Raw genomic sequence first — 23,556 nt, 5'->3', positions numbered from 1 at the left:
GGGGCGACGTGGGGGACGACCGGCCTAGGCCGCGCTTTCGTCGTCGCGCATGGCGCGTCGCGCCGCGGCTTGCAGAAAGCCGGAGCGGGTGTAGCCGTGGGCTTCGGCGTAGGCGTCGACCTCGCCCAGCAGGTCCTCGGGGACGGTGACGCTGATGCGCAGCGCCTTCGCGGGGCCCTTGGGGCCGGGGATGACCGCAGCGACGGCGTCCCGGTTCGCGCGCTCCGACATGATGACCTCGAGCGAGGACGGCTCGGGCGCGGCCTCGCCGTCCTCCGCCATTCCCTGCAGGTGAAGCGCCAGCGCCTCCTGGGCGAGGGCGCGGGCTTCGTCGAGCGTCGCTCCCGCGGTGACGCAGCCGGGAAGATCCGGAAACGAGACGCCGAAATCGCTGTCCGCGTCCTTGTGGATCAGGGCGATGTAGTCGCGCATGACGGGCTCACCTCAGCTTCAGGCCGGACTGCTTCTCGATCGAGCGCAGCGTGCCGAGCGGCAGGTCTCGCTTCGGATGCGGAGCCGTCACCCGACCGGGCCTTGTCGGATGCTTGAACTGGACGTGGCTTCCGACCCTGTTCGCCTCAGACCACCCGGCGGCCGCGCGCGCCGCAATGATCGACCGGCTGTCCATTGCATATAAGTATGTATCAGGGCTGGGGTTAGAGCAACGCGCTCAGCACGCCGCCACGGCCACCGCGAGACCGCCCTGCGAGGTCTCCTTGTACTTGGCCTGCATGTCGGCGCCGGTCTGGCGCATGGTCTCGATGACCTCGTCGAGCGTGACGCGATGGATTCCGTCGCCGCGGAGCGAGAGCGACGCCGCGACGATCGCCTTGTTGGCGCCGAAGGCGTTGCGCTCGATGCAGGGGATTTGCACCAGGCCGCCGATCGGGTCGCAGGTCATGCCGAGATGGTGCTCCATGGCGATCTCGGCGGCGTTTTCGATCTGCTCCGGGCTGCCGCCCAAAGCGGAGGTGAGGGCGGCGGCGGCCATGGCGGCGGCGGAGCCGACCTCGCCCTGGCAGCCGACCTCGGCTCCGGAGATCGAGGCGCGGCGCTTGATCAGGCCGCCGATGGCGGTGGCCGTCAGCAGAAACTCGCGGCAGCGCTCGCGCGACCAGTCCGGTCCGAAGTCGCGGAGGTAGCGCAGAACGGCGGGCACGATGCCGGCGGCGCCGTTGGTGGGCGCGGTGACGACGCGGCCGCCGGAGGCGTTCTCCTCGTTCACCGCGAGGGCGAACAGGCTGACCCAGTCGACGATCTCGTGCGGCATGCGGCCCTGGTTGAGCGTCGCGCGCTGCTGCAGCGTCTCGTGCAGACGCCGGGCGCGGCGGCGCACCTTCAGGCCGCCGGGCAGCATGCCCTCCTGCTTCAATCCGCGCTCGATGCAGTCGAACATCGCGTCGGCGATGGCGTCGAGCCCGGCCTCGACCTGCGCGCGCGGCCGCGCGGCGCATTCGTTGGCGAGCTGCAGCTCGGGAATCGAGAGCCCCGTCGCCTTGCACAGCTTCAGCAGCTCCTCGCCGCTGGCGAAGGGCTGCGGCCAGACGATGGCGCACTCGGCGGCGGTTGAGCCGTCGCTCACGACGAAGCCGCCGCCGATCGAGTAGGCGATCTGCTCGTCGACCAGCGCGCCGGCGGCGTCGTAGGCACGGAAGCGCATGCCGTTGGTGTGGAGCGGCAGCAGCTCCTTCATCTCGAAGATCACGTCGGTCGCGGGATTGAACGCCACATGTGCTGGGCCGATCTGGACGCTGTTCGCGCGCCTCAGCGCGGCCATGTGGGCCTCGACCTCGTCCGGATCGACGGTCGCAGGCTCGTGGCCGAGAAAGCCGAGGCACAGCGCGACGTCGGTGCCGTGGCCGCGGCCGGTCCAGGCGAGCGAGCCGAAGATCTCCACCCGAAGGCGCGCGACGCTGCCGCGTTTCGCGGCCCGAATGCGGAAATTGCGCGCGGCGATCATGGGCCCGACCGTGTGGGAGCTCGACGGTCCGATGCCGATCTTGAAGAGATCGAAGGCGCTGATCACGAGGCGGGGTCTCTCCGACGAAGCGGCGTTGACGTCAGTCTTAGACGAAAGATGGGGCGCGTGCCGCGCTGCAGCAAAAAAGTTGCGCGGGCGACTGAGCCGTCATTCCGGCTTGTCCGAGGGGGCGCGCCTCCGATCCGCCGCTCTACGCTCCGGCCTGGATCCCCCGGACAAGCCGGGGGACGACGCTGCCTATGCCGCGGCGTGATGGCTCACGCCGTGCGGGCGGCTTCCACAAGAAAGGCGTGCACGTAAGGCGCGAACGAGCGCCAGCACTCGACGCGGTAGAGCGGGTCCGCCGTCGGCCGCAGCAGCACGATCTCGGCCTTGCCCAGCAGCGTGCGCGTCGCCGAGCCCGCCGGGAAGGCGGCGTCGCCGAGGTCGAGCGGGCAGCCGGCGTTGAGGGCCGCGGCCGCGTCCGGCCCCGCGATCTCGACCGCGACGTTGCGGTGGGAGACGTCGACGACGGAGTGGAAGCGGCCCCCAAGCGCCGCGGCGATTTCCGCCTCCAGCGCCTCGAGGTCGGCTTCGCCGGCGCCCAGCAGCCACTCGTCGGGGCCGAGCCGCGCGCTGAAGCGCTCGCCGTCTGCCGACATGCGGTTGATCGGGAGGCCCAGGCCGAGGCGGCTCGAGCCCTCGGCCCCGCGAACCCGCAGCGACAGGCGGACGCCGGCCGGCGCGGGCGACACCCGGGCGCGGTCGCTGGAGGTCGGCGCGGCGCCAAGCGGGCGCTCTCGGCGGGCGAAGAGGCTCCGGTCAAGCATGGATGCGCCCTCCTTCGGCGTCGAAGAACACCGGATCGCACACGGTCGCCGCCGCGAAGCCGGTCGGCGTGGTGACGTGCAGCGTCCGGCCCATGAGCGCGCGGCCCTCGGCGACGAGCGCGAGCGCGATCGAGCGGCCGCAGTTGGCGCTGAAGTAGCTCGAGGTGACGTGGCCGAGCATCGTCATCGGGATCGGCTGGTCGGGGTCGGCCACGATCTGCGCGCCCTCGTCCAGCACCAGCGACGCCGTCTCGGTCGCGAGACCGACCAGCTGCTTGCGGCCGCTCGCGACCACGTCGGGCCGGGCGAGCGAGCGCTTGCCGACGAAATCCTTCTTCGCCTTGGCGATCATCCCGGCGAGGCCGACGTCGTCCGGCGTCACCGTGCCGTCCGTCTCCTGGCCGACGATGATGTAGCCCTTCTCGGCCCGCAGCACGTGCATGGTCTCGGTGCCGTAGGGGGTGATCCCGTGGGGTTCGCCCGCGGCGAACACCGCCTCCCACACCGCGCGGCCGTAGTCCGCCGGCACGTTGATCTCGTAGCCGAGGTCCCCGGTGAAGGACACGCGGAACAGCCGGCACGGCGCGCCGCAGATCGCGCCCTCGCGCACCGACATGTGCGGAAAGGTCTCGTTCGAGAGGTCGATCCCGGAGACGAGCCCTTCGATCGTCGCCCGCGCTTTCGGCCCCTGCACCGCGATCACCGCCCACTGCTCGGTGGTGGAGGTGAGGAACACGTCGAGGTCCGGCCACTCGGTCTGGAGGTAGTCCTCCATGTGGTTCATCACGCGGGGGGCGCCGCCGGTGGTGGTGGTGACGTGGAAGCGGTCCTCGGCCATCCGGGCGACGACGCCGTCGTCCAGGATGTAGCCGTCCTCCTTCAGCATCAGGCCGTAACGGCAGCGGCCGACGCCAAGCTTGGTCCAGGGGTTCACGTACATCCGGTTCATGAACTCGGCGGCGTCGGGGCCGACGACCTCGATCTTGCCGAGCGTCGAGGCGTCGAAGAGGCCGACGCCCTCGCGCACCGCCCGGCACTCGCGGGCGACCGCGGCGTGCATGTCCTCGCCGGGCTTCGCGAAGTACCAGGCGCGCCGCCACAGCGCGACGTTCTCGAACGCCGCGCCATGCTCCGCCGCCCACTCGTGGATCGGCGTGGCGCGGATCGGGTCGAACAGCGCGTCGCGGGCGGGGCCGACCAGCGCGCCGAAGGTCACGGGCGTGTAGGGCGGGCGGAAGGTGGTGGTGCCGATCGCGGGCAGCGGCCGGTTGAGCGCCTTCGACACGATGCCGAGGGCGTTCATGTTCGACGTCTTGCCCTGGTCGGTCGCCATGCCGGTGGTGGTGTAGCGCTTCACGTGCTCGATCGACTCGAAGCCCTCGCGCATCGCGAGCTTCAGGTCCTTCGCGGTCACGTCGTTCTGGAAGTCGACGAAGGCGCGCACCTTGGCCGGGTCGGCGTCAGTCGGCAGGTCGCGCACGGGCGTGAAGCCGGTGCGCGTCGGGCTTGTCGCGAAGGCGCGCGTCTCGGTCGCGCCGGCCGCCTCCGCCCCGGCCGCGAAGCCGGTCGCGAGGCAGGACGCCAGATCGTAGACGCCGGCCGCCGCGCCGGCGGAGCGCTCGGCCTGCGCCGAGACGCCGGGCAGGAAGGCGTCGCGGCCCTCGTCGTAGGCGAGCTTTCCGCGAGACTGGGAGAACAGGTGGACGGCGGGCGTCCAGCCGCCCGACATGCCGACGCAGTCGCAGGCGATGACGCGGCGGGCGTCCACGGTCCCGTTCGCGGAAGGCGCGACCACGAGGCCGGCGACGCGCTTGCGGCCCTTGGTCCCGATGACGGTCTGGCCCGTCAGCACCTCGACGCCCTTCAGGCGCAGATCCGCGGCTTCGGCGGCGCAGTCGCGCTCCGGCCGCAGGTCGACCATCACGACCTCGAGGCCCGCGGCCTTGGCGTCGGCGGCGGCCGCATAGGCCGAGGCGCCGCTGGTGACGAACACGACGCGGCGGCCGGGGGCGACGCCGTAGCGGTTGATGAATACGCGCACGCTCTCGGCCAGCATCACGCCCGGCCGGTCGTTGTCGGCGAACACCAGCGGCCGCTCGTGAGCGCCGGTCGCGAGCACCACCTCGCCGGCGCGCACCTGCCACAGCCGTTCGCGCGGCGCGCCGGGGGCCGGGGCCTCGCGGTGGTCGGTGACGCGCTCCGTCAGGGCGACGTGGTTGTGGTTGTAGTAGCCGAACGCCGTTGTGCGCGGCAGCAGCGTGACGGTCTCGTAGCCGTCGAGCTCGTCGATCGCCGCGGCGCGCCACGCCTCCGCGCTCTGGCCGTCGATCGTCGCGCCGGTCTCGTGCAGCAGCGAGCCGCCGAACTCGGGCTGTTCGTCCGCGAGGATGACGCGCTTGCCCGTCTTCGCCGCGGCGAGCGCCGCCGCGAGGCCCGCAGGGCCGCCGCCGACCACCAGCACGTCGCAATGCGCGTGCCGGTTGGCGTAGGCGTCCGCGTCCGGGACCTGGGGCGCGACGCCCAGGCCAGCGGCGGCGCGGATCACCGGCTCGTAGACCTTGTCCCAGAACGACCGCGGCCACATGAAGGTCTTGTAGTAGAAGCCGGCCACGAACACCGGCGACAGCAGGTCGTTGACTGCGCCGACGTCGAAGCCGAGCGACGGCCAGCGGTTCTGCGACGTCGTCGCGAGGCCGTTGCGGGCCTCGACCACGGTCGCGCGGTTGTTCGGGTCGATCTTGCCCGGACCACGATCGACCTGCAGCAGCGCGCTTGGCTCGTCGGAGCCATGGGTCAGGATCCCACGCGGCCGGTGGTACTTGAACGAGCGGCCGACCAGATGGACGCCGTTCGCGAGCAGCGCCGAGGCGACCGTATCGCCGGCGAAGCCCTCGATGGTCCGGCCGTCGAAGGTGAAGCGGATCGGCGTCGCGCGGTCGACGCGGCCGCTCTGCGGCAAACGGTGCGGCTGAGCCATCACGCCCTCGCGTCGTCGATGGGGTGGGAAGGCTGTTCGCCGGCCTTGTAGGTCTCGACGAAGCGGTCGGTGAAGGTGTCGCGCACGGCATTGAACCAGCGCCCGCAGCCGTGGGCGTGGATCCAGCGCTCCGCGTGCAGGCCGCGCGGGTTCGAGCGCACGAACAGGTGCTCCGCCCAGGCGCCGTCGTCGAGCGCGGAGGGATCGGCCGGCCGCGCGATGTGCGCCTCGCCGCCGCAGCGGAACTCGGTCTCGGGGCGCGTCCCGCAGAAGGGGCAGTCGATCAGCAGCATGGTTCGATCCCCTCAGTGCGCGACGGCCGCGGCGGCGGCTTCGTCGATCAGGCGGCCGGTGCGGAAGCGGTCCAGCGTGAACGGCGCGTTGATCGGGTGGGGCTCTCCCGTCGCCAGCGTGTGGGCGAAGACATGGCCGGAGCCGGGCGTGGCCTTGAAGCCGCCGGTGCCCCATCCACAGTTTACGAACAGGTTCTGCACAGGCGTCCGGCCGATGATCGGCGAGCGGTCCGGCGTCACGTCGACGATGCCGCCCCAGGAGCGCAGCATCCGCATGCGCGTGAACTGCGGGAAGATCTCGCAGATCGCGTCCAGCGTGTGGGTGGTGATGTGGAGGCCGCCCTGTTGGCTGTAGGAGGTGTACTGGTCGGTCCCGGCGCCGATGACGAGTTCGCCCTTGTCGGACTGCGAGATGTAGGCGTGCACGGCGTTCGACATCACGACGCAGGGGAACACCGGCTTGACCGGCTCCGACACCAGCGCCTGCAGCGGGTAGCTCTCGAGCGGCATGCGGACGCCGGCCATGTCCATCACGCGCGAGGTGTTGCCCGCCGCGACCACGCCGACGCGCTTCGCGCCGATGAAGCCGCGGGTGGTCTCGACGCCGATCGCGGCGCCTGAGGCGTCGCGGCGGACGCCGGTGACCTCGCAGTTCTGGATGATGTCGACCCCGCGGGCGTCGGCGCCGCGGGCGTAGCCCCAGGCCACGGCGTCGTGGCGCGCGGTGCCGGCCCGGCGCTGCAGCGCGCCGCCGAGCACGGGGTAGCGCGCGTCGCGAGAGATGTTCAGCGGCGGGCAGAACGCCTTGCACTCCTCCGCCGACAGCCACTCGTTGTCGATCCCGTTCAGGCGGTTGGCGTAGACGTGGCGCTTGAAGCTCTGGATGTCGTGGATGTTGTGCGCGAGCATGAGCACGCCGCGCTGCGAGAACATCACGTTGTAGTTCAGCTCTTGGGACAGGCCCTCCCAGAGCTTGAGCGCGTGCTCGTAGAGATGCGCGCTCTCGTCGTAGAGGTAGTTCGAGCGGATGATCGTGGTGTTGCGGCCGGTGTTGCCTCCGCCGATCCAGCCCTTCTCGACCACGGCGACGTTGGTGATTCTGTGCACGGTCGCGAGATAATAGGCGGTGGCGAGGCCGTGGCCGCCGCCGCCGACGATGACGACGTCGTAGGACGGCTTCGGCTCCGGCGCGCGCCACTGGCGGCCCCAGCCCTGATGGCCGCCGACGGCTTCCGACAGAAGGGATGCAAGTGAGAAACGGCGCATCGATCCACCTCGCGTGATGGGAGGGATCGTGCCGCCGGCTCCTCTCGCCGGCTTGCCCGCAGGCGACCGCGATTTCAGCTTTTGCGACGGGCGTTCCGCGAAAGCGCCGGGCGCCGGCTGGGGGCGGGACTGCGGCGTCTTGTTCGAACGGCTCCAATCTTGCATTGACGCAGATCATGGCGGGGTGAAAATCACCCGCGCCGGGAGCGCCGAATGGGTTCGCACGTGACGCCGCAGAGCTTCGGAGGGGAAGGGCCCCGCAAGGTCGGCTTCCTGCTGGTGGAGCGGTTCTCGATGATCGCCTTCGCGGCTGCGATCGAGCCGCTGCGGCTCGCGAACCGCGAGGCCGGGCGCGATCTCTATGCGCTCGCGCTCTATTCCGATGGCGGCCTGTCCTGCGCCGCCTCGAACGGCGTGGCGGTGGCGGTCGACGGCCGCTTCAATGATGCGCCGGACCTCGACATGGCCTTCGTCTGCGGCGGCGTCGACGTGGAGAAGGCGGATCACGCCGCGCTCACCGTGCTGCTGCGGCGCCTCGCGTCGCGCCGGAAGACGCTCGGCGCGCTCTGCACCGGGCCCTACGTGCTGGCGCGCGCCGGCCTGCTCGACGGCTACCGGGCGACCATCCACTGGGAGAACCTCGCGAGCCTCGCGGCCCAGCATCCGGAGATGGAGCTCGAATCCGAGCTCTACGAGATCGACCGCGACCGGCTGACCTGCGCCGGCGGCTTCGCGGCGGCCGACATGATGCTGGCGGTGATCGCCCGCGACCACGGCCACGCGCTCGCCTCCGAGGTGGCGCAGCAGCTGCTGCACCACCGCATCCGGGAGGCGGGCGAAGGCCAGCGGATGGACCTGCGCATGCGCCTGGGGGTGGCGCACCCCAAGCTGCTGAAGGTCGTGCAGCTGATGGAGGAGCGCATCGAGGAGCCGCTGTCGAGCCAGGAGCTGGCGGACGCGGTCAACCTCTCGACCCGGCAGCTCGAGCGGCTGTTCTTCAAGTACCTCGGCCAGTCGCCGGCCAAGCGCTACCTCAAGATCCGGCTGGAGCGGGCGCGGACGCTGATCCGCCAGACCTCAATGCCGATCCTGTCGATCGCGCTGGAATGCGGGTTCTCCTCGGCCTCGCACTTCTCCCGCGCCTATTTCGAAGGCTTCGGCCGCCCGCCGAGCGCGGAGCGGAAGATCCCGACGCCGCAAGCGGCCGCGCGCGCGGCAGAGTGAGCGCGCGCGACCTGATCTGCCTCAGCCCTTCAACGCCTGAGCGACGCTGTCCGCAAGCGGCGTCGACGCACGGCCGATCAGCCGGCGGAGATCGTCGCCGGAGCCGTCGAGCGCGCCCTTCGCCGCGGCGGCGTCGCTGTCAGCCAGCAGCCGCGCGACCGGTTCGGGGAGGCCGGCCTGCAGCAACGCCGCGGCGTAGTCCGCCTCGCTCAGGTCGCGGTAGGGGATCGTCCGTCCGGTCTGGCGGCTGAGTTCGGCCGCGAAGTCCGCCAGCGTCCAGCCCGGCGCGCCGGCAAGTTCCCAGACCGCGCCGGCCTGGTCGTCCCGCGTCAGCACGGCGGCTGCGGCCTCGGCGTAATCGGCGCGGGCGGCGCCGGCGATGCGGCCCTCGCCCGCCGCGCCGAAGACCGCGCAGTGCGCCAGCGCCGCCGGGACGCTCGCAAGATAGTTCTCGGTGTACCAGCCGTTGCGGAGCAGGGCGTGGGGGAGGCCGGAGGCGCCGAGCGCCGCCTCGGTCTGGCGGTGTTCCTCGGCCAAGCCGAGCGCGGAGGTCGGCGCGCGCAGGACGCTGGTGTAGGCGACGAGGCTGACGCCCGCGGCGCGCGCGGCGTCGATCGCGGCCTGGTGCTGGGCGACGCGCCGGCCGATCTCGCTCGACGAGATCAGCAGCAGCTTTTCGACGCCCGCGAACGCCGCGGCCAAGGTTTCGGGGCGATCATAGTCGGCCTCGCGCACGTGGACGCCCCGCGCGGCGAGGTCCGCGGCCTTGGACGGCGTGCGCACGGCGGCGACGATGCGGTCGGCGGCGATGGTCTTGGTCAGAGCGTCGATGACGAGGCGGCCGAGCTGGCCGGCAGCTCCGGTGATGGCGAACATGGCGTGTCCTTCCGTGGTGCGCCGTTGCGTCCTTCCACTTATCGCCCTAGCTTCCTTTTAGTAAGTACGCACACAAGGGTAAGTATGGTGGCGGCCACGAACAGCGCGAAGGCGAGCTCTCTGGAAACGGACGGCGCGGTGACCGATCCCCTGACCACGGGCGCGCCGCTCGAGGAGCGCATGGCGCGCGGCGACGTGTTTTCCGTGCGCTGCCCGTCGCGCGAGATTATGCAGCACATGACGAGCCGGTGGGGCGTGCTGGCGCTGGTCGCGCTTCGGTCCGGAACGCTGCGCTTCAGCGCGTTGCGCCGCCGGGTGAACGGCGTCAGCGAGCGTATGCTCGCGCAGACGCTGAAGGCGCTGGAGGAGGACGGGCTGGTGGAGCGCCGCGCGCTGCCGGTCGTGCCGCCGCACGTGGAGTACAGCCTGACCCCACTTGGCCGCGGGGCCGCCGAGAAGGTCAACGCGCTCGCGGACTGGATCGAGACCAACCTGTCGGAGATTCTCGTCCAGCGCGCGGGCCGCTGAACCGGGCTCCGCAGTTAGGCCGCCCGTTGCGCCGGGCGCTTAACCGGCGCGTCGCCGGCGACGAAGTAGGGCGCGTCGCTGCGGGCGAGCGGCGCCCGGCCGCGGATCCGGTCGGCGATCTTCTCCGCCATCATGATCGTGGTGGCGTTGAGATTGCCGGTGATGATCAGCGGCATGATCGAGGCGTCGACCACGCGCAGGCCCTCGATCCCGTGCACGCGGCCCTGGCCGTCGACCACCGCCGTCTCATCCTCGCCCATCTTGCAGGAGCAGGAGGGGTGGTAGGCGGTCTCGGCGTGCTCGCGGATGAAGGCGTCGAGGTCGGCGTCGCTCTGGCGCGGGTCGCCCGGGCTGATCTCGCGGCCGCGGTAGGGGTCGAGCGCCGGCTGGCGCATGATCTCGCGGGTGAGGCGGATCCCGTCGCGGAACTCGCGCCAGTCCTGGTCGTGGCTCATGTAGTTGAACAGGATCGATGGGTGCGCGCGGGGGTCCATGGAGGTCAGCGCGATCCGGCCGCGGCTGGGGGAGCGCATGGAGCCAACGTGGGCCTGGAAGCCGTGGCCCTCGAAGGCGTTCGTGCCGTTGTAGGAGATCGCGACCGGCAGGAAGTGGAACTGGATGTTCGGCCAGGCGAACTCCGAGCTCGAGCGGATGAAGCCGCCGGCTTCGAACTGGTTCGAGGCGCCAAGTCCTTTGCCGGCGAACAACCACTCTGCGCCGATCTTCGGCTGGTTCCACCACTTCAGCGCCGGCGCCAGCGACACCGGCTTCACGCATTCGTACTGCAGGTACATCTCGAGGTGGTCCTGCAGATTCCGGCCCACGCCCGGCAGGTCCTGCACGACCGGCGCGCCGACCTCGCGCAGCAGCGCGGTGGGGCCGACGCCGGAGCGCTGGAGGATCTGCGGCGAGGCGATCGCGCCCGCCGAGAGGAGCACTTCGCGGCGGGCGTGGGCGACGACGGGCGCGTCGCTCGCGCCCACGAGGTAGGACACGCCGACGGCGCGGCGGCCTGAAAACAGGATCCGGTCCGTGGTGGCGTGGGTGACGATGGTGAGGTTCGGCCGACCCTTGGCCTGGTCGAGATAGCCGCGCGCGGTGGAGGAGCGACGGCCCTTCGGCGTCACCGTGCGGTCCATCGGGCCGAAGCCCTCCTGCTGGTAGCCGTTCAGGTCGTCGGTGCGGGGGTAGCCCGCCTGCACGCCGGCGGCGACCATCGCCTCGAACAGCGGGTTGACGCCCGGCTTCGAGGTGGTCACCGAGACCGGGCCGTCGCCGCCATGATAGGCGTTCGGCCCGACGTCGCGGGTCTCGGACTTGCGGAAATAGGGCAGGCAGTCGGCGTAGGTCCAGTCGCCCAGGCCCGGCGCCTGCGCCCAGCCGTCGAAGTCCAGGGCGTTGCCGCGGATGTAGCACATGCCGTTGATCAGCGAGGAGCCGCCCAGCCCCTTGCCGCGGCCGCACTCCATGCGGCGGCCGTTCATGTGGGGCTCGGGATCGGTGAGGTAGGCCCAGTTGTAGCGCCGGCCCTGCAGCGGAAAGGCCAGCGCCGCAGGCATCTGGGTGCGGAAGTCGAGCCGGTAGTCCGGCCCGCCCGCCTCCAGCAGCAGGACGGAGACGTCCGCGTCCTCGGTCAGGCGCGTCGCCAGCACGTTGCCTGCGGAACCGGCGCCGATGACGATGTAGTCGAATTCACGCTTGGGTGTCTGAGCCATGGGTACGGTCGGGTTGCTGCGCCGTCTCCGCGTGCTTCGAGACGCCGCCTTTGGCGGTTCCTCAGCATGAGGAAGATCGGCGCGACTTCATTCTCTCAACGCTCCTCATGCTGAGGAGCGAACCGAAGGTTCGCGTCTCGAAGCACGCCGGGAGCCGCGACTCAGAACACTGCGGCGAAGTCTCCGAGCTCGACCTGAACCGACTTGCACTGCGTGTAGCGCTCCAACGTCTCGATCCCATTCTCGCGGCCGACGCCGGACTGCTTGTAGCCGCCGACCGGCATCTCGGCCGGCGACTCGCCCCAGGTGTTGATCCAGCAGATGCCGGCCTCGAGCCGATGGATGACCCGGTGCGCGCGGGCGAGGTCGCGGGTGACGACGCCGGCCGCGAGGCCGTAGGTCGTAGCGTTGGCGCGGGCGACGGCCTCGTCCTCGGTGTCGTAGGCGAGCAGGCTCATCACGGGGCCGAAGATCTCGTCGCGCACGATGTCCATGTCGTCCGTGCAGTCGGCGAAGATCGTCGGCTGGACATAGGCGCCGTTCGCGAAGGCCGCGCCCTCCGGCGCCCCGCCGCCGGTCAGCAGCCGCGCCCCGGCGGCCTTGCCGCGCGCGATGTAGGACAGCACCTTGTCGCGGTGCGCGAAGCTGACGAGCGGCCCGAAGTTGGTGGCGCGGTCGAGCGGGTCGCCGAGGCGGATGCGCTTCGCGCGTTCGACCACCTTCGCCTCGAACGCCGCCATGAGCGGCCGGCCCACGAAGACGCGGGTGCCGTTGGTGCAGACCTGGCCGGTGGAGAAGAAGTTCGCGGCCATCGCGATGTCAGCGGCGCGGTCGAGGTCGGCGTCGTCGAGCACGATCAGCGGCGACTTGCCGCCGAGCTCCATGGTGACGTCCTTGAGCGTCGAGGCGGAGGCCGAGGCCATCACCTTCTTGCCTGTGGCCGTGCCGCCGGTGAACGAGACCTTGGCGATCCCCGGATGCTCGGTCAGCGCCGCGCCGACGGCCGCGCCCGCGCCGTTCAGCACGTTGAAGCAGCCGGCGGGAAGCCCCGCCTCCGCGTAGATCTCGGCGAGCTTCAGCGCGGTGAGAGGCGTCACCTCGCTCGGCTTGAAGATCATGGCGTTGCCGGCGGCGAGCGCCGGCGCCGATTTCCAGAGCGCGATCTGGAGCGGGTAGTTCCAGGCTCCGATGCCGGCGACGACGCCAAGCGGCTCCCGGCGCGTGTAGACGAACGAGGTCTCGCGCAGCGGGATCTGGCGGCCTTCGAGCGCCGGCGCGAGGCCGGCGTAATACTCGAGCACGTCCGCGCCGGTGACCACGTCGACGGAGAGCGTCTCCGCCAGCGGCTTGCCGGTGTCGAGCGTTTCGAGCTCGGCCAGTTCGTCGTTTCGCTCGCGGAGCAGCGCGACGGCGCGGCGCAGCACGCGCGAGCGCTCCATCGCCGTCATCGCGGCCCAGACCTTCTGGCCGGCGGCCGCGGCGGCGACCGCGCGGTCGACATCGGCGGCGGAGGCCTGCTGGACGAGCGCCAGGACCTCGCCGGTCGCGGGGTTCACGGTCTCGAACGCCTCGCCGCCGACGGCGTCCACGTAAGCGCCGCCGATGTGGAGCCGTTGAAGGCCGAAGCGCGGAGAGGCGGCGGCGGGAGGCGGAATGCGCGCGGCGGCGGTCATCGCAGCAGGCCCTTGTAGATGTCCTCGTGGTCGCAGAGGCCGGCGAGCCGGCCGAGCTGATCGACGAGCGCGATCGGGTAGTTCGACTGCCGACGCACGTCGATCGCGGTCTTCAGCGGCAGCTCGGCGGGCGCGACGACGACGTCGCCCTGTCGGGTGACGGCGCCGGAGACGTCGACCGCCCCGATCGTCCGGACCTGGCCGTTGATCATCAGCGTCAGCGGCCTGCCCTCGCTGCAGAGCGTGAGCGCGACTGCGCCGCCGTCCCCGTCCATCATCACCGTGTCGGCCTCGCGGGAGAGCTTGGCGGTCGGCGTCATCACCGCGTCGGCGCACAGCACCTCGAGCGGGTTCATGCGCTTCACGAACTCGGCGACGTAGGCGTCCGCCGGGCGCAGCATGATGTCGGCCGGCGCGCCGAACTGCACGACGCGGCCGCCCTCCATGATGGCGATGCGGTTGCCGATCTTCAGCGCCTCCGACAGGTCGTGGCTGACGAAGATGATGGTCTTGTGCAGCTTCTCCTGCAGCGCGAGCAGGTCGTCCTGCAGCTTGTCGCGGATCAGCGGGTCGAGCGCCGAGAAGGGCTCGTCCATCAGCAGGATGTCGGCGTCGGTGGCGAAGGCGCGGGCGAGGCCGACGCGCTGTTGCATGCCGCCGGAGAGCTCCTGCACCTGCTTGTCGGCCCAGTTCGAGAGGCCGACCATCTCGAGCTTCTCGTCGACGATGGCGCGCCGCTCGGCCGCGCCCATGCCGCGGATCTCGAGGCCGAAGCCGACGTTGTCACGCACGCTGCGCCAGGGCAGCAGGCCGAACTGCTGGAACACCATGGAGACGGTCTTGAGGCGGATGTCGCGCAGGGTCTTGGCCCCGCAGGTCGCGACGTCCACCAGCGCGCCCTCGTGGCGCACCATCACTTCGCCCCGCGCGGTCGTGTTGAGCCCGTTCACGGCGCGCAGCACGGTCGACTTGCCGGAGCCGGACAGGCCCATCAGCACGCAGATCTCGCCATTGCGGATGTCGAGGTCGACCTTGTAGGCGCCGAGGATCGCGCCGGTCTTGTCGCGGATCTCGTCGCGGTTCGCGCCCCGGTCCGCGAGGGCGAGCGCCTCCTTCGTCCGGCCGAAGATGATCGCGAGGTCGCGCAGTTCGACGGCGTTGTCGGCGCGGCTCCGCGTCCCCGCAGGAACGGCCGCGGCGACGCCCGGCTCGGCGGTCACGGTCATGCCGACCTCCTCTTGGCGCGACGCTCCGGCCGCTTGCACACGCGATCGAGGATGATCGCGAGGATGACGATGGCGATGCCCGCCTCGAAGCCCATGGAGATGTTGACGGAGTTCAGCGCCCGCACGACCGGCTTGCCGAGGCCGTCGGCGCCGACCAGGGCGGCGATCACCACCATGGACAGGCTGAGCATGATGCATTGGGTGACGCCGGCGAGGATCGTCGGCATGGCGTGCGGCAGCTCCACCTTGAACAGCAGCTGCCGCTTCGTGGCGCCATAGGCCAGCGCCGCCTCCCGCAGGGCCTCCGGCACGGTCGAGATGCCGAGTTGCGTCAGGCGGATCGGGGCGGGCAGCGCGAAGATCACCGTCGAGATCACGCCCGGCACCGTGCCGAGGCCGAACAGCACCAGCGTCGGGATCAGGTACACGAAGGTCGGGATCGTCTGCATCAGGTCGAGCACCGGCCGGATCGCCTGGTAGAGCCAGGGCCGGTGCGCGGCGGCGATGCCGACGGGCACGCCGATCACGATGCAGGTCGCCGTCGCCCAGATCACCAGGGAGAGCGTCTGCATCGTCGCCTCCCAGTAGCCAAGATTGATCACCAGCAGCAGCGACAGGACGATGAAGACGACGAGGCCGATCGAGCGGTGGAGCGCGTAGGCGCCGATCGCGAAGGCCGCGACGAGGATCAGCGCCGGGATCCACAGCAGGAGGTCGGTGAGCCCGTCCACGAGCGTCGAGAGCGCGATCGCGATGAAGTCGAAGAACGCCTGGCCGTGGCCGGTCAGCCACTCGATCGCCGTCGCGAGCACGGGTCCGAGCGGGATCTTGTGGGTGGTCAGCCAGTCGGTCATGCGCAGTCCTCATCTCGAGGCGAAGCGATGTCTGCGACGTTGAGGCCCCCGCGGGCGGAGGCGGCTCGGGGCGGCGGGCGGCGATCAGGCGCGCCGCCCGGCGCGAACGGTCAGTTCAGTCCGAGGCTCTTCCGCACCGCCGGCAGGGCCGGCTGCCCGTCGAGCGTGGTCACGCCGTCGAGCCAGCCCTTCCAGGCGTCGGGCTCGGCCTTCAGCCAGGTCTCGGCGGCCTTGGCCCCCTCCATGCCGTCGAACAGGATCGAGCCCATGACCTTGTTTTCGGTGTCGAGCGTGAAGGTCAGCTTGTTGAAGAAGGCCCCGAGGTTCGGGCACTCGCCGGCGTAGCCGGCGCGCAGGTTGGTGTAGATCTCGGCGCCGCCGAGGTTCGGGCCGAACACGTCGTCGCCGCCCTCGAGATACTTGATCGAATACTTCGTGTTCATGGGGTGCGGCTCCCAGCCGAGGAACACGATGGCCTCCTTGCGGCGCTGGGCGCGGTCGACCTGAGCCAGCATGCCCTGTTCGCTCGACTCCACCAGATCGAAGCCCTTGAGGCCGAACTTGCCGTCCTTGATCATGCCTAGGATCAGCCGGTTGCCGTCGTTGCCGGGCTCGATGCCGTAGATCTTGTCGTGCAGATCGTCCTTGAACTTCTCGATGTCGGCGAAGGTCTTGAGGCCCTTGTCGTAGAGATAGGTCGGCACCGCCAGCGTGTACTTCGCGCCGGTCAGGTTCGGCCCGATGACGTCGACCTGCTTGGCCTCGACGTAGGGTTTCCGGTCGGCCTCCATCGTCGGCATCCAGTTGCCGAGAAACACGTCGATGTCCTTGGACTTCAGCGAGGCGTAGGTCACCGGCACGGACAGCACCTGGGTCTTGGTCTGGTAGCCGAGACCCTCGAGGATGCGCGAGGCGATGGCGGTGGTGGATGTGATGTCCGTCCAGCCGACGTCGGCGAACCGGACAGTCTTGCAGGCGGCCGGCTCGGCCGCCAGGGCGGGCCCTCCGCCGAGGAGTCCGGCTGCGCAGATCGCGGACAGGAGCATGCGGAGACGCATCACGGAGACCCTCCAAGGTGAACGGGGCTTCAACTGGCGTGATTGAATCGTTAGAACGCATTGAATGATCGTTCAACAGCAAAAAATAAGCTGTTGCGATGCAAAATCAGTCATCATATTGAATTCAAACGCGTCATGCTGTTCAAAAATTGTGCGACGCAGCGGTGTGCGGTGCGTCGTCGGGGAAAGCGGAGCGGCGCGCCAGATCGGTGTTGAACAGATGTTCAACGGCGGCGTATGCTTAGTCATGGCCACACCGCAGTCCGCCGCCGTGCCGTCCGAACCCATGCGCAGCTTCGAAGCGGAGCGCCGGCGGCATCTGATCGAAGCCACGATCGAAACCGTGTCCGACGTCGGCTTCAAGGCGGCGTCGCTCGGCGAGATCGCGCGGCGCGCCGGCGTCAGCCAGGGGCTGTTCGCGCACTATTTCGGCGACAAAGACGGCCTGCTGGAGGCGACGCTGCGGTTCATGGCGGCCCGGCTCGCGCGCGCGACGGCCGCGCGGCTGCGGGCCGCGCGCACGCCGCTGGAGCGCGTGCTGGCGGTTCCGGAGTCGGCGCTGGCGCCGGAGGAGTTCGACCCCCGCACCAGCGCGGTCTGGCTCGCGTTCTGGGGCCAGATCATGCATTCCGAGCCCTACCGCCGGGTGCAGTCGATCTATCAGCAGCGCATGCGGGCGAACCTGCGCTACGGGCTCAGGCCGTTGATCGCGGCCGAGCGGCTCGAGATTTCGGTCTCCTTCATCGCCGCGACGATCGACGGCCTGTGGCTTCAGTCGCATTCCACCGGCCTCTGCCGGTCCGACGGCTCCGAGGCGCGGTCGATCGTCCGGGATCTCGTCACTCTGCTGATCGCGCGCGAGGGCGCGGCGAGCCAAACGGCGGCCCCGGCGCCCCTCGCCTCTGCAGCGGCGCCGTCGACGCCCGCCCGTCCCTGGAGTTCGTCGGAATCGGGCGGCAGCCCGGCGTGGCGGACCGCGACGCGCGCCGAGCGGGGGGAGGTGCTGCGGCGGGTGGCGTTGCGCCTCCGCGAAGAGCGCAAGGCGATCGCCCGGCTGGAGGCGCGCGACGCCGGCCGCCCGGTGGCGGACGTCGAGGCGCACGATCTGCCGCGGGTGATCCGCGCCTTCGAGCGCGCGGCCGAGCAGGCCGCGGCCCCGGCGGCCGACCGCGTCGATTTCGGCGGAGGCCGGAGCGGCTGGGCGGAGCGCTCCCCGCCCACCTCCGTGCTCGCGCCGGTCCATTGGAGCGCGCCGCTGCTGCTCGCGAGCCGCCTCGCCGCGCCGGCGCTGGCCGAGGGGGCGGCGGCGGTCGCGTGCTCCGCCGCGCGGAAGACCCGCGCCCTGTCCCGGCTTGCGGAGATCGCGCGCGAGGCGGGCGCGCCGGACGACGCCTTCGCCGTGCTTGGCGGCGACGACGCCGACCGGGCGGTGCGCGCCGCCGGCGGTCCGTCGACGGGGTGGGCGGACGCGCCGCGGAAATCCGCGGTGCTGGTGACCGAGTGCGCCGATCTCGGTCGGGCGGCGGTCGAGATCGTGCGCGGCGCCCGGCGGTTCGCGCGCGCGCGCGCCCTCAGCGAGACGTTCGTCTTCGTCGCCGACGCCGTGCGGCCGGCGCTCGTCGATCGGCTCCGGACGGAGCTCGCGGCGCTTGTGGTGGGCGATCCGGTGGATCCCGCGGTCCAGGTCGGGCCCATGATCTCGCGCGATCAGCTCGAACGCGCGCTCGCCCTGATCGAAGCGGCGCGACGCGACGGCGCTCGGGTCAAGCTCGGCGGCCGCGCCGGGGATCTGGGCGCCCGGAGCCGGGCGGCCGTTCTGAAGCCTACGCTGCTCGACAACGGCCACGAGGACATGGCCATAGCCCGCACGCCGCTGTTCGCGCCGATCGTTCTCACGTGCGGCGTCGCGACCGACGCCGACGCGGCGGCGCGGCTGAAAGCTCTGGGGCCGGGGCTGTCGCTCGGCGTTTATGCGGGAGACGTCGCGCGGGCGCGCCGGCTGACCCGCCACGCGGAGGCCGCGGTCTGCCGGATCAACGACGGGGAAGACCGCTTCGCGTGGGGCGAGGAGGACTGGCTCGAGGCGGACGCAGACGCGTTCGGGCAGGTCCGCCGGACGCTCGCCTGCGACGCGGCCGCGGACTGACGCTTCCGGTCAGTGCGCGACGGACTTCGAGAACAGCGTCACGACCATCACCCCCGCGAGGATGAGGCCGATGCCGACGAGCGCGGGACCGTCGAGCGTCTGCCGGAACCACAGGACGCCGACCAGCGAGATCAGCACGATGCCGCCGCCGGACCAGATCGCGTAGGCGACGCCGGTCGGGATCGTCTTCAGGACGTGGGACAGGAAGAAGAACGCGACGCCGTAGCCGAGCAGGGTGATCAGGCTCGGCCAAAGGCGCGACAGGCCGTCGGAGGCCTTGAGCGCCGAGGTTGCGACGACCTCCGCGACGATCGCGAGAGCGAGCAGCACATAGGCGGGAACGCCGTTCATGGCCGGCTCCAGACGTCAAAAAGGGGCCGCAGCCGGTCGGCCGCGGCCCCTTTTGCTAACAGTCTTACTTGAGCTTGCTGAGGGCGGTGTCGAACGACAGCTTCACGAGCGCCGTCGACCCGCAATAGCCGCGGTTGCCGGTGTTGAACCCGCACTCGTTCTTGCTGAGGTCGGTGTCGATGTAGCGCACATCGAGAGTCATCGCCTTGTAGGTGGCGCCGACGCCGGCGTTCCAGGTCAGGTAGTCCTTGGGATTAAAATATTCCCGAGGGTTGACCGAAGTGATGATGTTGGTTTCGCCCAGCCACTGCTTTCCGAACTCGCCCGAGACGTAGAAGGAGACGTCCGTGATGGGCTGGTAGGGCAGGGTGTACTTGGCGCCGCCCACGAGATAGAAGCCGTCGCCGCCGGAGTTGCCGATGTCCCAGCCGTAGAGGAACGTGCCGCTGACGACGAGGTCGTCAGTGATCGCGTAGCTCGGCTTGAACGCCAGTTCCCAGTAGTTGGTCTCGCCGCCGGTCTCGCCCGGGTACCAGTAGAACAGCGCGCCCGCGTCGAGGGTGAGGGCGCCGAAGGTGTGGCGCACGCCGCCGTAGAGATCGACTTCCGCTGCGGGGTCGGTCGAGCCGTCCGCGAACTGCACGTTCGACGCCCAGATGCCGGCGTAGAACCAATCGAGCGCCTGGAGCTCGGCGTAGCCCTGGATCGCGAACTCCTTGTCGGAGTTGCTGATGCCGCGCGTGCGGTAGTCGTTCATGAAGGCCACGCCGAAGGCGACGTCCCACAGCGGCGTCACTTCAGCGACCATGGTCTCCGGCGCCGAGAGGTCGGCGGCCGAAGCCTGCCCCGCCCCCGCGAGGGCGAACGACGCGCCCAGAGCAAGCGCGATCCCCGCGTTCTTAATCATTTGCTTAATCCCCGAAACTGTTTTCGACAGAACTGCCATTCGCGGATGCAGTATCCGCGCAATTCGTCGGGATGCGAGGGGGATAGACCTCGTGGGCGGCGATCTTCATCGATATGCGACATTCGGAACACAGTGCGGCCGGACGTCTCATCCTTCCACGGGCGAGGATTAACTGAGTTATTGTTCGGGCAATACAGGCAGGAGCCCGTGGCTTACGAAAGTTGTCATGAGTGTGACAAAAGTCGTAGGCGTGATTGGGCGCCGTTCAATAGTTCTTGTGCGCTGCATATTGAGTTCGTGTGCGCCGCACTTGGCCCTCGCGACGCAAATGCACGCTCGATCGGCGATGCGGATCTGCTGTCGCTATCTTGGCGCTGAACGCACTTGTCCTTGCGCGCGGCCAGAGGCTTGGCCCGACAGCGTCGCATTTTCGCCGCGCCGCGCTTCGTGAAGCGACGCGTCAAGTCGCTCCAAAACGAGCCTTTTCCTGCCGCATGACCGATCTTCGACCGATGTGCGCGTCGGGCGATTCGGATCGGCGCGGTGGATGGCGCGCGTTCGCTCATAATATTGAACACAAACTGGGCAGATGCACAATCCCGCGCCGAGCGGGCCTGTGGACGGAACGTCGCGTCCCACCCTGGCGGCCGCACGTGCAGAGGCGTAAGCGCCTTAGCGGGACCCTGAGGAAAGCTCCGCATGCCGCGTCAACTGAAGCTCGGCGCCTTCATGCGCCCGGTGAGCCTGCACACCGGCGCCTGGCGCTATCCCGGAGCCTGGCCGGACGCCAACTTCAACTTCCGACACCTGAAGCGCATGGCGCTCGCGGCCGGCGTGGCGCAGGTCGACGGCGAATGGCGCCGCGCGCCCAGGTCGTCATCGCTGCTATGGATGGCGCGGCGCCGGAGACGTCCCGGCAAGGCAGGAGCAGACTGTGACCGAACGATTTGAACGGCATCGCCAACCCTGGACGCATGAAGAACTGGAGAAGCTGAAGGTGCTCGCCAAGAAGGGCATGGCTCTGAAGGCGATTTCGAAAGCGATGACCCGCAGTGAGGAGTCCATCAAAGACCGCGCGAGGCTCGATGGCATCGGGATCGCGAAGCTGAGATAGCTCTGCTTAGGAAAATGCCTCTGGGGCGAGGGCGACGCCCGTGGTGGGACTAGGACGCGAGGCCTCGTCCTGCTGTGCCGAGGCGCGTTTCCGGGAGTCGTTCGCCGTTCGCGTCTCCCCGTCGCCCAAGCCGCCACCCCGCTCGACGACAATGCTTTCATGGAGGTCATGTCGGGCGTTCGTCGCGCTTTGACCTCCTAGCCGACACCCACAAAGCCCTGAATGGCGCGTCGAGTCTGGAACGTTTCGAACCGCTGAGCGCTTCAGTTCAGCGGGCTCGCGGGAGAGCGGCCGCTCCGCTCAACGGACGCTGCTCGTCTGCAGGCCGGGGGCGCAAAGTTCACAGACATGAGGCGATCAGGATGGCGGACGCAAAGAGCACTAAGAACACGACCTCGGCGACCCACCTCGGCGCAGGCGGAGAACTCCATCAGACCGCATCGAGCCCGGACCCCCGGATCACCACCAATCACGGCGCGCCGATCAGCGACAACCAGAATTCGCTGAAGGCGGGCGGCCGCGGCCCAACGCTGCTCGAGGACTTCGTCCTTCGCGAGAAGATCCAGCATTTCGACCATGAGCGGATCCCCGAGCGCATCGTCCATGCGCGGGGCTCGGCGGCCCACGGCTTCTTCGAGCTGACGGAGTCGCTCGCCGACGTCACGACTGCGAAGGTCCTCACCGAAGTGGGCAAGAAGACCGAGGTCTTCACGCGGTTCTCGACCGTCGCCGGCGGCGCCGGCTCGGTCGACACGCCGCGCGACGTGCGCGGCTTCGCGGTGAAGTTCTACACCAGCGAAGGCAACTGGGACCTCGTCGGCAACAATATTCCAGTGTTCTTCATCCAGGACGCGATCAAGTTCCCGGACCTGATCCACTCGGTGAAGATGGAGGCCGACAGCGGCTATCCTCAGGCGGCTTCGGCTCACGACACCTTCTGGGACTTCATCAGCCTGATGCCGGAATCGACCCACATGATCATGTGGGCGATGTCGGATCGCGGCATCCCGCGTTCGCTTCGCATGATCGAGGGGTTCGGCGTCAACACCTTCCGCCTGTTGAACGAGGACGGCGTCGCGACGCTCGTGAAGTTTCACTGGCGGCCCAAGCTCGGCACGCAGTCGACCTGCTGGGACGAGGCGGTCAAGATCGCCGGCGCCGACCCGGATTATCATCGGCGCGACCTTTACGAGGCGATCTCGGACGGCGCGTTTCCCGAATGGGAGTTCGGCGTCCAGCTCTTCACCCAGGAGGAAGCCGACGCGCTGCCGTTCGACATCCTCGACGCGACCAAGATCGTCCCCGAGGAGGTCGCGCCGATCCGCGTGATCGGCCGCATGGTGCTGAACCGCAACCCCGACAACTTCTTCGCCGAGACGGAGCAGGTCGCGTTCCTGCCGACCAACATCCCGCCCGGGATCGACGTCTCGGAAGACCCGTTGTTGCAGGGGCGGTTGTTCTCGTACCAGGACACCCAGCTCTCGCGGCTTGGGACGGTCAACTTCCACCAGATTCCGATCAATCAGGCCAAGGGCTGCCCGTTCCAGAATTTCCAGCGCGACGGACAGATGCAGACGAACGTTCCGAAGGGCCGGGCGAACTACGAGCCCAACAGCCTCTCTGAGGCCGGCGAGGACGGCGGCCCGCGCGCCGACCCCAAGGGCGGCTTCCGGACGGCGGCCGTTCCGGTCGAAGGAACCAAGGCGCGGATCCGGTCCGAGACCTTCGCCGACCACTTCAGCCAAGCGCGTCTGTTCTTCCGGTCGCAGACGAAGCCCGAGCAGGCGCACCTGGCGAGCGCCATCGTGTTCGAGCTCTCGAAGGTGTCGCTCGAACATGTGCGGCTGCGGGTGCTCGCCAACCTCATGAACGTCGATGCGGAGCTCGCGGCGCGCGTCGCCGCCGGACTCGCCATGGACCTGCCGGAGAAGGCGAAAGCCGCCGTCGAACCGATCGAGCTCGATCCGTCGCCTGCGCTTCGCATCGTCGACAAATACCCGGAAACGCTTCGGGGCCGGGCCTTGGGACTGCTGATCACCGACGGGGCCGACGGCGCGATCGTCGAGGCGCTCAAGACGGCAGCCGAGGCCGAAGGCGCGAAGGTCAAGATCGTCGCGCTGAAGATCGGCGGCGTGACGCTCAAGGGCGGCGAGAAACTGAAAGCCGACGCCCAACTGCAGGGCGCGCCCTCGGTCATCTTCGACGCGGTCGCGATCGTGGCGTCCGAAGCCGGCTGCGCCGAGCTTCTCAAGGAAGGCGCCGCGGTCGACTTCGCCAAGGACGCCTTCGGGCACCTGAAGGCGATCGGGTACACGAGAGAGGCGCAGCCCCTGCTCGACAAGGCGGGCGTCGAGCCGGACGCCGGCGTGGTGGAGCTCAAAAGCGGCCCGGACGCGTTTCTCGCGCCTGCGCGCACCCGTCAGTGGGACCGCGAACCGAAGGTGCGGATCCTCGCATAAGCCTCGCCGCGGCAGCAGGGCGGCGACCGGCACTCTGCCCCCGGCGGCGCGCGCCGCCGGGGGCAGAATGGCCCGAGTTCCGCCATCGCAGCGCCTTCG

Annotated in this window: 22 protein-coding genes; 6 read left to right on the top strand and 16 right to left on the bottom strand. The window is 69.8% G+C overall.

The window, feature by feature from the left end; all coding sequences use genetic code 11:
• Nucleotides 1–24 precede the first annotated feature (24 nt).
• From K244_RS0114350 to K244_RS0114320, 7 genes are all read right to left on the bottom strand, one after another.
• Nucleotides 25–432, bottom strand: a complete 408-nt coding sequence (locus K244_RS0114350; protein ID WP_020186974.1) for a type II toxin-antitoxin system HicB family antitoxin — start codon at nt 430–432, stop codon at nt 25–27.
• Nucleotides 433–439: 7 nt separating this feature from the next.
• The gene (locus K244_RS0114345) at nt 440–628 is read right to left on the bottom strand and encodes a type II toxin-antitoxin system HicA family toxin (protein WP_020186973.1); all 189 of its coding nucleotides are present in this window, start codon (nt 626–628) and stop codon (nt 440–442) included.
• A 42-nt stretch (nt 629–670) separates the two neighbouring features.
• Nucleotides 671–2,026 carry an L-serine ammonia-lyase gene (locus K244_RS0114340; protein WP_020186972.1) on the bottom strand — a complete coding sequence of 452 codons (1,356 nt, stop codon included), beginning with the start codon at nt 2,024–2,026 and terminating at the stop codon, nt 671–673.
• Between the two features lie 212 nt (nt 2,027–2,238).
• Nucleotides 2,239–2,790 carry a sarcosine oxidase subunit gamma family protein gene (locus tag K244_RS0114335; protein ID WP_020186971.1) on the bottom strand — a complete coding sequence of 184 codons (552 nt, stop codon included), beginning with the start codon at nt 2,788–2,790 and terminating at the stop codon, nt 2,239–2,241.
• The gene (locus K244_RS0114330; RefSeq protein ID WP_020186970.1) at nt 2,783–5,767 is read right to left on the bottom strand and encodes a sarcosine oxidase subunit alpha family protein; all 2,985 of its coding nucleotides are present in this window, start codon (nt 5,765–5,767) and stop codon (nt 2,783–2,785) included. Before K244_RS0114330 ends, K244_RS0114335 begins: the two co-directional genes overlap by 8 nt.
• Nucleotides 5,767–6,060: a sarcosine oxidase subunit delta gene (locus tag K244_RS0114325; protein WP_020186969.1), complete on the bottom strand. Its 294-nt coding sequence runs from the start codon at nt 6,058–6,060 to the stop codon at nt 5,767–5,769. The genes K244_RS0114330 and K244_RS0114325 overlap by 1 nt, the downstream gene beginning before the upstream one ends.
• 12 nt (nt 6,061–6,072) lie before the next feature.
• Nucleotides 6,073–7,326 (bottom strand): sarcosine oxidase subunit beta family protein, encoded by a 1,254-nt coding sequence (locus K244_RS0114320; protein WP_020186968.1) that lies wholly within the window; start codon nt 7,324–7,326, stop codon nt 6,073–6,075.
• A 213-nt stretch (nt 7,327–7,539) separates the two neighbouring features.
• Here K244_RS0114320 and K244_RS0114315 point away from each other — a divergent pair, with 213 nt between their 5' ends.
• A complete protein-coding gene (locus tag K244_RS0114315; RefSeq protein WP_020186967.1) occupies nt 7,540–8,550 on the top strand; it encodes a GlxA family transcriptional regulator in 1,011 nt (336 codons plus the stop codon).
• A 21-nt stretch (nt 8,551–8,571) separates the two neighbouring features.
• Here the strand turns inward: K244_RS0114315 and K244_RS0114310 are convergent, their stop codons facing one another.
• Nucleotides 8,572–9,426 carry an NAD(P)H-binding protein gene (locus K244_RS0114310; RefSeq protein ID WP_020186966.1) on the bottom strand — a complete coding sequence of 285 codons (855 nt, stop codon included), beginning with the start codon at nt 9,424–9,426 and terminating at the stop codon, nt 8,572–8,574.
• A 180-nt stretch (nt 9,427–9,606) separates the two neighbouring features.
• Here K244_RS0114310 and K244_RS0114305 point away from each other — a divergent pair, with 180 nt between their 5' ends.
• Nucleotides 9,607–9,954 carry a helix-turn-helix domain-containing protein gene (locus tag K244_RS0114305; protein WP_051460136.1) on the top strand — a complete coding sequence of 116 codons (348 nt, stop codon included), beginning with the start codon at nt 9,607–9,609 and terminating at the stop codon, nt 9,952–9,954.
• 14 nt (nt 9,955–9,968) lie between these two features.
• Here K244_RS0114305 and betA read toward each other — a convergent pair whose 3' ends face one another.
• From betA to K244_RS23970, 6 genes are all read right to left on the bottom strand, one after another.
• Nucleotides 9,969–11,669 carry a choline dehydrogenase gene (gene betA, locus K244_RS0114300; RefSeq protein WP_020186964.1) on the bottom strand — a complete coding sequence of 567 codons (1,701 nt, stop codon included), beginning with the start codon at nt 11,667–11,669 and terminating at the stop codon, nt 9,969–9,971.
• 161 nt (nt 11,670–11,830) lie between these two features.
• A complete protein-coding gene (gene betB, locus K244_RS0114295) occupies nt 11,831–13,342 on the bottom strand; it encodes a betaine-aldehyde dehydrogenase (RefSeq protein ID WP_020186963.1) in 1,512 nt (503 codons plus the stop codon).
• Nucleotides 13,339–14,568, bottom strand: coding sequence for a choline ABC transporter ATP-binding protein (gene choV, locus K244_RS0114290; RefSeq protein WP_020186962.1), 1,230 nt, complete (start codon nt 14,566–14,568; stop codon nt 13,339–13,341). Before choV ends, betB begins: the two co-directional genes overlap by 4 nt.
• Nucleotides 14,565–15,422, bottom strand: a complete 858-nt coding sequence (gene choW / locus K244_RS0114285) for a choline ABC transporter permease subunit (RefSeq protein ID WP_020186961.1) — start codon at nt 15,420–15,422, stop codon at nt 14,565–14,567. The genes choV and choW overlap by 4 nt, the downstream gene beginning before the upstream one ends.
• Before the next feature lie 110 nt (nt 15,423–15,532).
• On the bottom strand, nt 15,533–16,468 hold the full coding sequence (locus K244_RS0114280; protein WP_197027219.1) for a choline ABC transporter substrate-binding protein: 936 nt from the start codon (nt 16,466–16,468) through the stop codon (nt 15,533–15,535).
• A gap of 84 nt (nt 16,469–16,552) precedes the next feature.
• The gene (locus K244_RS23970; protein ID WP_197027177.1) at nt 16,553–16,729 is read right to left on the bottom strand and encodes a hypothetical protein; all 177 of its coding nucleotides are present in this window, start codon (nt 16,727–16,729) and stop codon (nt 16,553–16,555) included.
• Here K244_RS23970 and betI point away from each other — a divergent pair.
• On the top strand, nt 16,728–18,626 hold the full coding sequence (betI, locus tag K244_RS0114275; protein ID WP_155931762.1) for a transcriptional regulator BetI: 1,899 nt from the start codon (nt 16,728–16,730) through the stop codon (nt 18,624–18,626). The genes K244_RS23970 and betI overlap by 2 nt on opposite strands.
• Before the next feature lie 9 nt (nt 18,627–18,635).
• Here betI and K244_RS0114270 read toward each other — a convergent pair whose 3' ends face one another.
• Nucleotides 18,636–18,977 carry an SMR family transporter gene (locus tag K244_RS0114270; RefSeq protein WP_020186958.1) on the bottom strand — a complete coding sequence of 114 codons (342 nt, stop codon included), beginning with the start codon at nt 18,975–18,977 and terminating at the stop codon, nt 18,636–18,638.
• A 64-nt stretch (nt 18,978–19,041) separates the two neighbouring features.
• Nucleotides 19,042–19,884, bottom strand: coding sequence for a TorF family putative porin (locus tag K244_RS0114265; protein ID WP_020186957.1), 843 nt, complete (start codon nt 19,882–19,884; stop codon nt 19,042–19,044).
• Nucleotides 19,885–20,583: 699 nt separating this feature from the next.
• On the opposite strand from K244_RS0114265, the gene K244_RS0114260 reads away from it, so the two are divergent.
• From K244_RS0114260 to K244_RS0114250, 3 genes are all read left to right on the top strand, one after another.
• A complete protein-coding gene (locus K244_RS0114260) occupies nt 20,584–20,835 on the top strand; it encodes a hypothetical protein (protein WP_020186956.1) in 252 nt (83 codons plus the stop codon).
• Entirely contained in the window at nt 20,819–20,998 is a 180-nt protein-coding gene (locus tag K244_RS0114255; RefSeq protein WP_024816513.1) for a Myb-like DNA-binding domain-containing protein, read from the top strand. The genes K244_RS0114260 and K244_RS0114255 overlap by 17 nt, the downstream gene beginning before the upstream one ends.
• 362 nt (nt 20,999–21,360) lie before the next feature.
• Nucleotides 21,361–23,457, top strand: a complete 2,097-nt coding sequence (locus tag K244_RS0114250; RefSeq protein ID WP_024816512.1) for a catalase — start codon at nt 21,361–21,363, stop codon at nt 23,455–23,457.
• The last annotated feature ends 99 nt before the right edge of the window (nt 23,458–23,556 follow it).

Source organism: Methylopila sp. 73B (assembly GCF_000526315.1).
Taxonomy (GTDB): Bacteria; Pseudomonadota; Alphaproteobacteria; order Rhizobiales; family Methylopilaceae; genus Methylopila.
Note: the sequence above shows the minus strand (reverse complement) of the source record. Positions and strands in the feature narration are given on the sequence as shown.

Bases quoted from the DNA above. Each gene is read 5' to 3' on its own strand.
- K244_RS0114335 (WP_020186971.1), bottom strand. From the start codon at position 2,790: ATGCTTGACCGGAGCCTCTTCGCCCGCCGAGAGCGCCCGCTTGGCGCC.
- K244_RS0114345 (WP_020186973.1), bottom strand. From the start codon at position 628: ATGGACAGCCGGTCGATCATTGCGGCGCGCGCGGCCGCCGGGTGGTCT.
- K244_RS0114320 (WP_020186968.1), bottom strand. From the start codon at position 7,326: ATGCGCCGTTTCTCACTTGCATCCCTTCTGTCGGAAGCCGTCGGCGGC.
- betA (WP_020186964.1), bottom strand. From the start codon at position 11,669: ATGGCTCAGACACCCAAGCGTGAATTCGACTACATCGTCATCGGCGCC.
- K244_RS0114305 (WP_051460136.1), top strand. From the start codon at position 9,607: ATGGCGCGCGGCGACGTGTTTTCCGTGCGCTGCCCGTCGCGCGAGATT.
- K244_RS0114310 (WP_020186966.1), bottom strand. From the start codon at position 9,426: ATGTTCGCCATCACCGGAGCTGCCGGCCAGCTCGGCCGCCTCGTCATC.
- K244_RS0114350 (WP_020186974.1), bottom strand. From the start codon at position 432: ATGCGCGACTACATCGCCCTGATCCACAAGGACGCGGACAGCGATTTC.
- K244_RS0114250 (WP_024816512.1), top strand. From the start codon at position 21,361: ATGGCGGACGCAAAGAGCACTAAGAACACGACCTCGGCGACCCACCTC.
- K244_RS23970 (WP_197027177.1), bottom strand. From the start codon at position 16,729: ATGACTAAGCATACGCCGCCGTTGAACATCTGTTCAACACCGATCTGG.
- K244_RS0114330 (WP_020186970.1), bottom strand. From the start codon at position 5,767: ATGGCTCAGCCGCACCGTTTGCCGCAGAGCGGCCGCGTCGACCGCGCG.
- K244_RS0114270 (WP_020186958.1), bottom strand. From the start codon at position 18,977: ATGAACGGCGTTCCCGCCTATGTGCTGCTCGCTCTCGCGATCGTCGCG.
- choW (WP_020186961.1), bottom strand. From the start codon at position 15,422: ATGACCGACTGGCTGACCACCCACAAGATCCCGCTCGGACCCGTGCTC.
- betI (WP_155931762.1), top strand. From the start codon at position 16,728: ATGGCCACACCGCAGTCCGCCGCCGTGCCGTCCGAACCCATGCGCAGC.
- K244_RS0114280 (WP_197027219.1), bottom strand. From the start codon at position 16,468: ATGCTCCTGTCCGCGATCTGCGCAGCCGGACTCCTCGGCGGAGGGCCC.
- K244_RS0114260 (WP_020186956.1), top strand. From the start codon at position 20,584: ATGCCGCGTCAACTGAAGCTCGGCGCCTTCATGCGCCCGGTGAGCCTG.
- betB (WP_020186963.1), bottom strand. From the start codon at position 13,342: ATGACCGCCGCCGCGCGCATTCCGCCTCCCGCCGCCGCCTCTCCGCGC.
- K244_RS0114325 (WP_020186969.1), bottom strand. From the start codon at position 6,060: ATGCTGCTGATCGACTGCCCCTTCTGCGGGACGCGCCCCGAGACCGAG.
- K244_RS0114315 (WP_020186967.1), top strand. From the start codon at position 7,540: ATGGGTTCGCACGTGACGCCGCAGAGCTTCGGAGGGGAAGGGCCCCGC.
- choV (WP_020186962.1), bottom strand. From the start codon at position 14,568: ATGACCGTGACCGCCGAGCCGGGCGTCGCCGCGGCCGTTCCTGCGGGG.
- K244_RS0114265 (WP_020186957.1), bottom strand. From the start codon at position 19,884: ATGATTAAGAACGCGGGGATCGCGCTTGCTCTGGGCGCGTCGTTCGCC.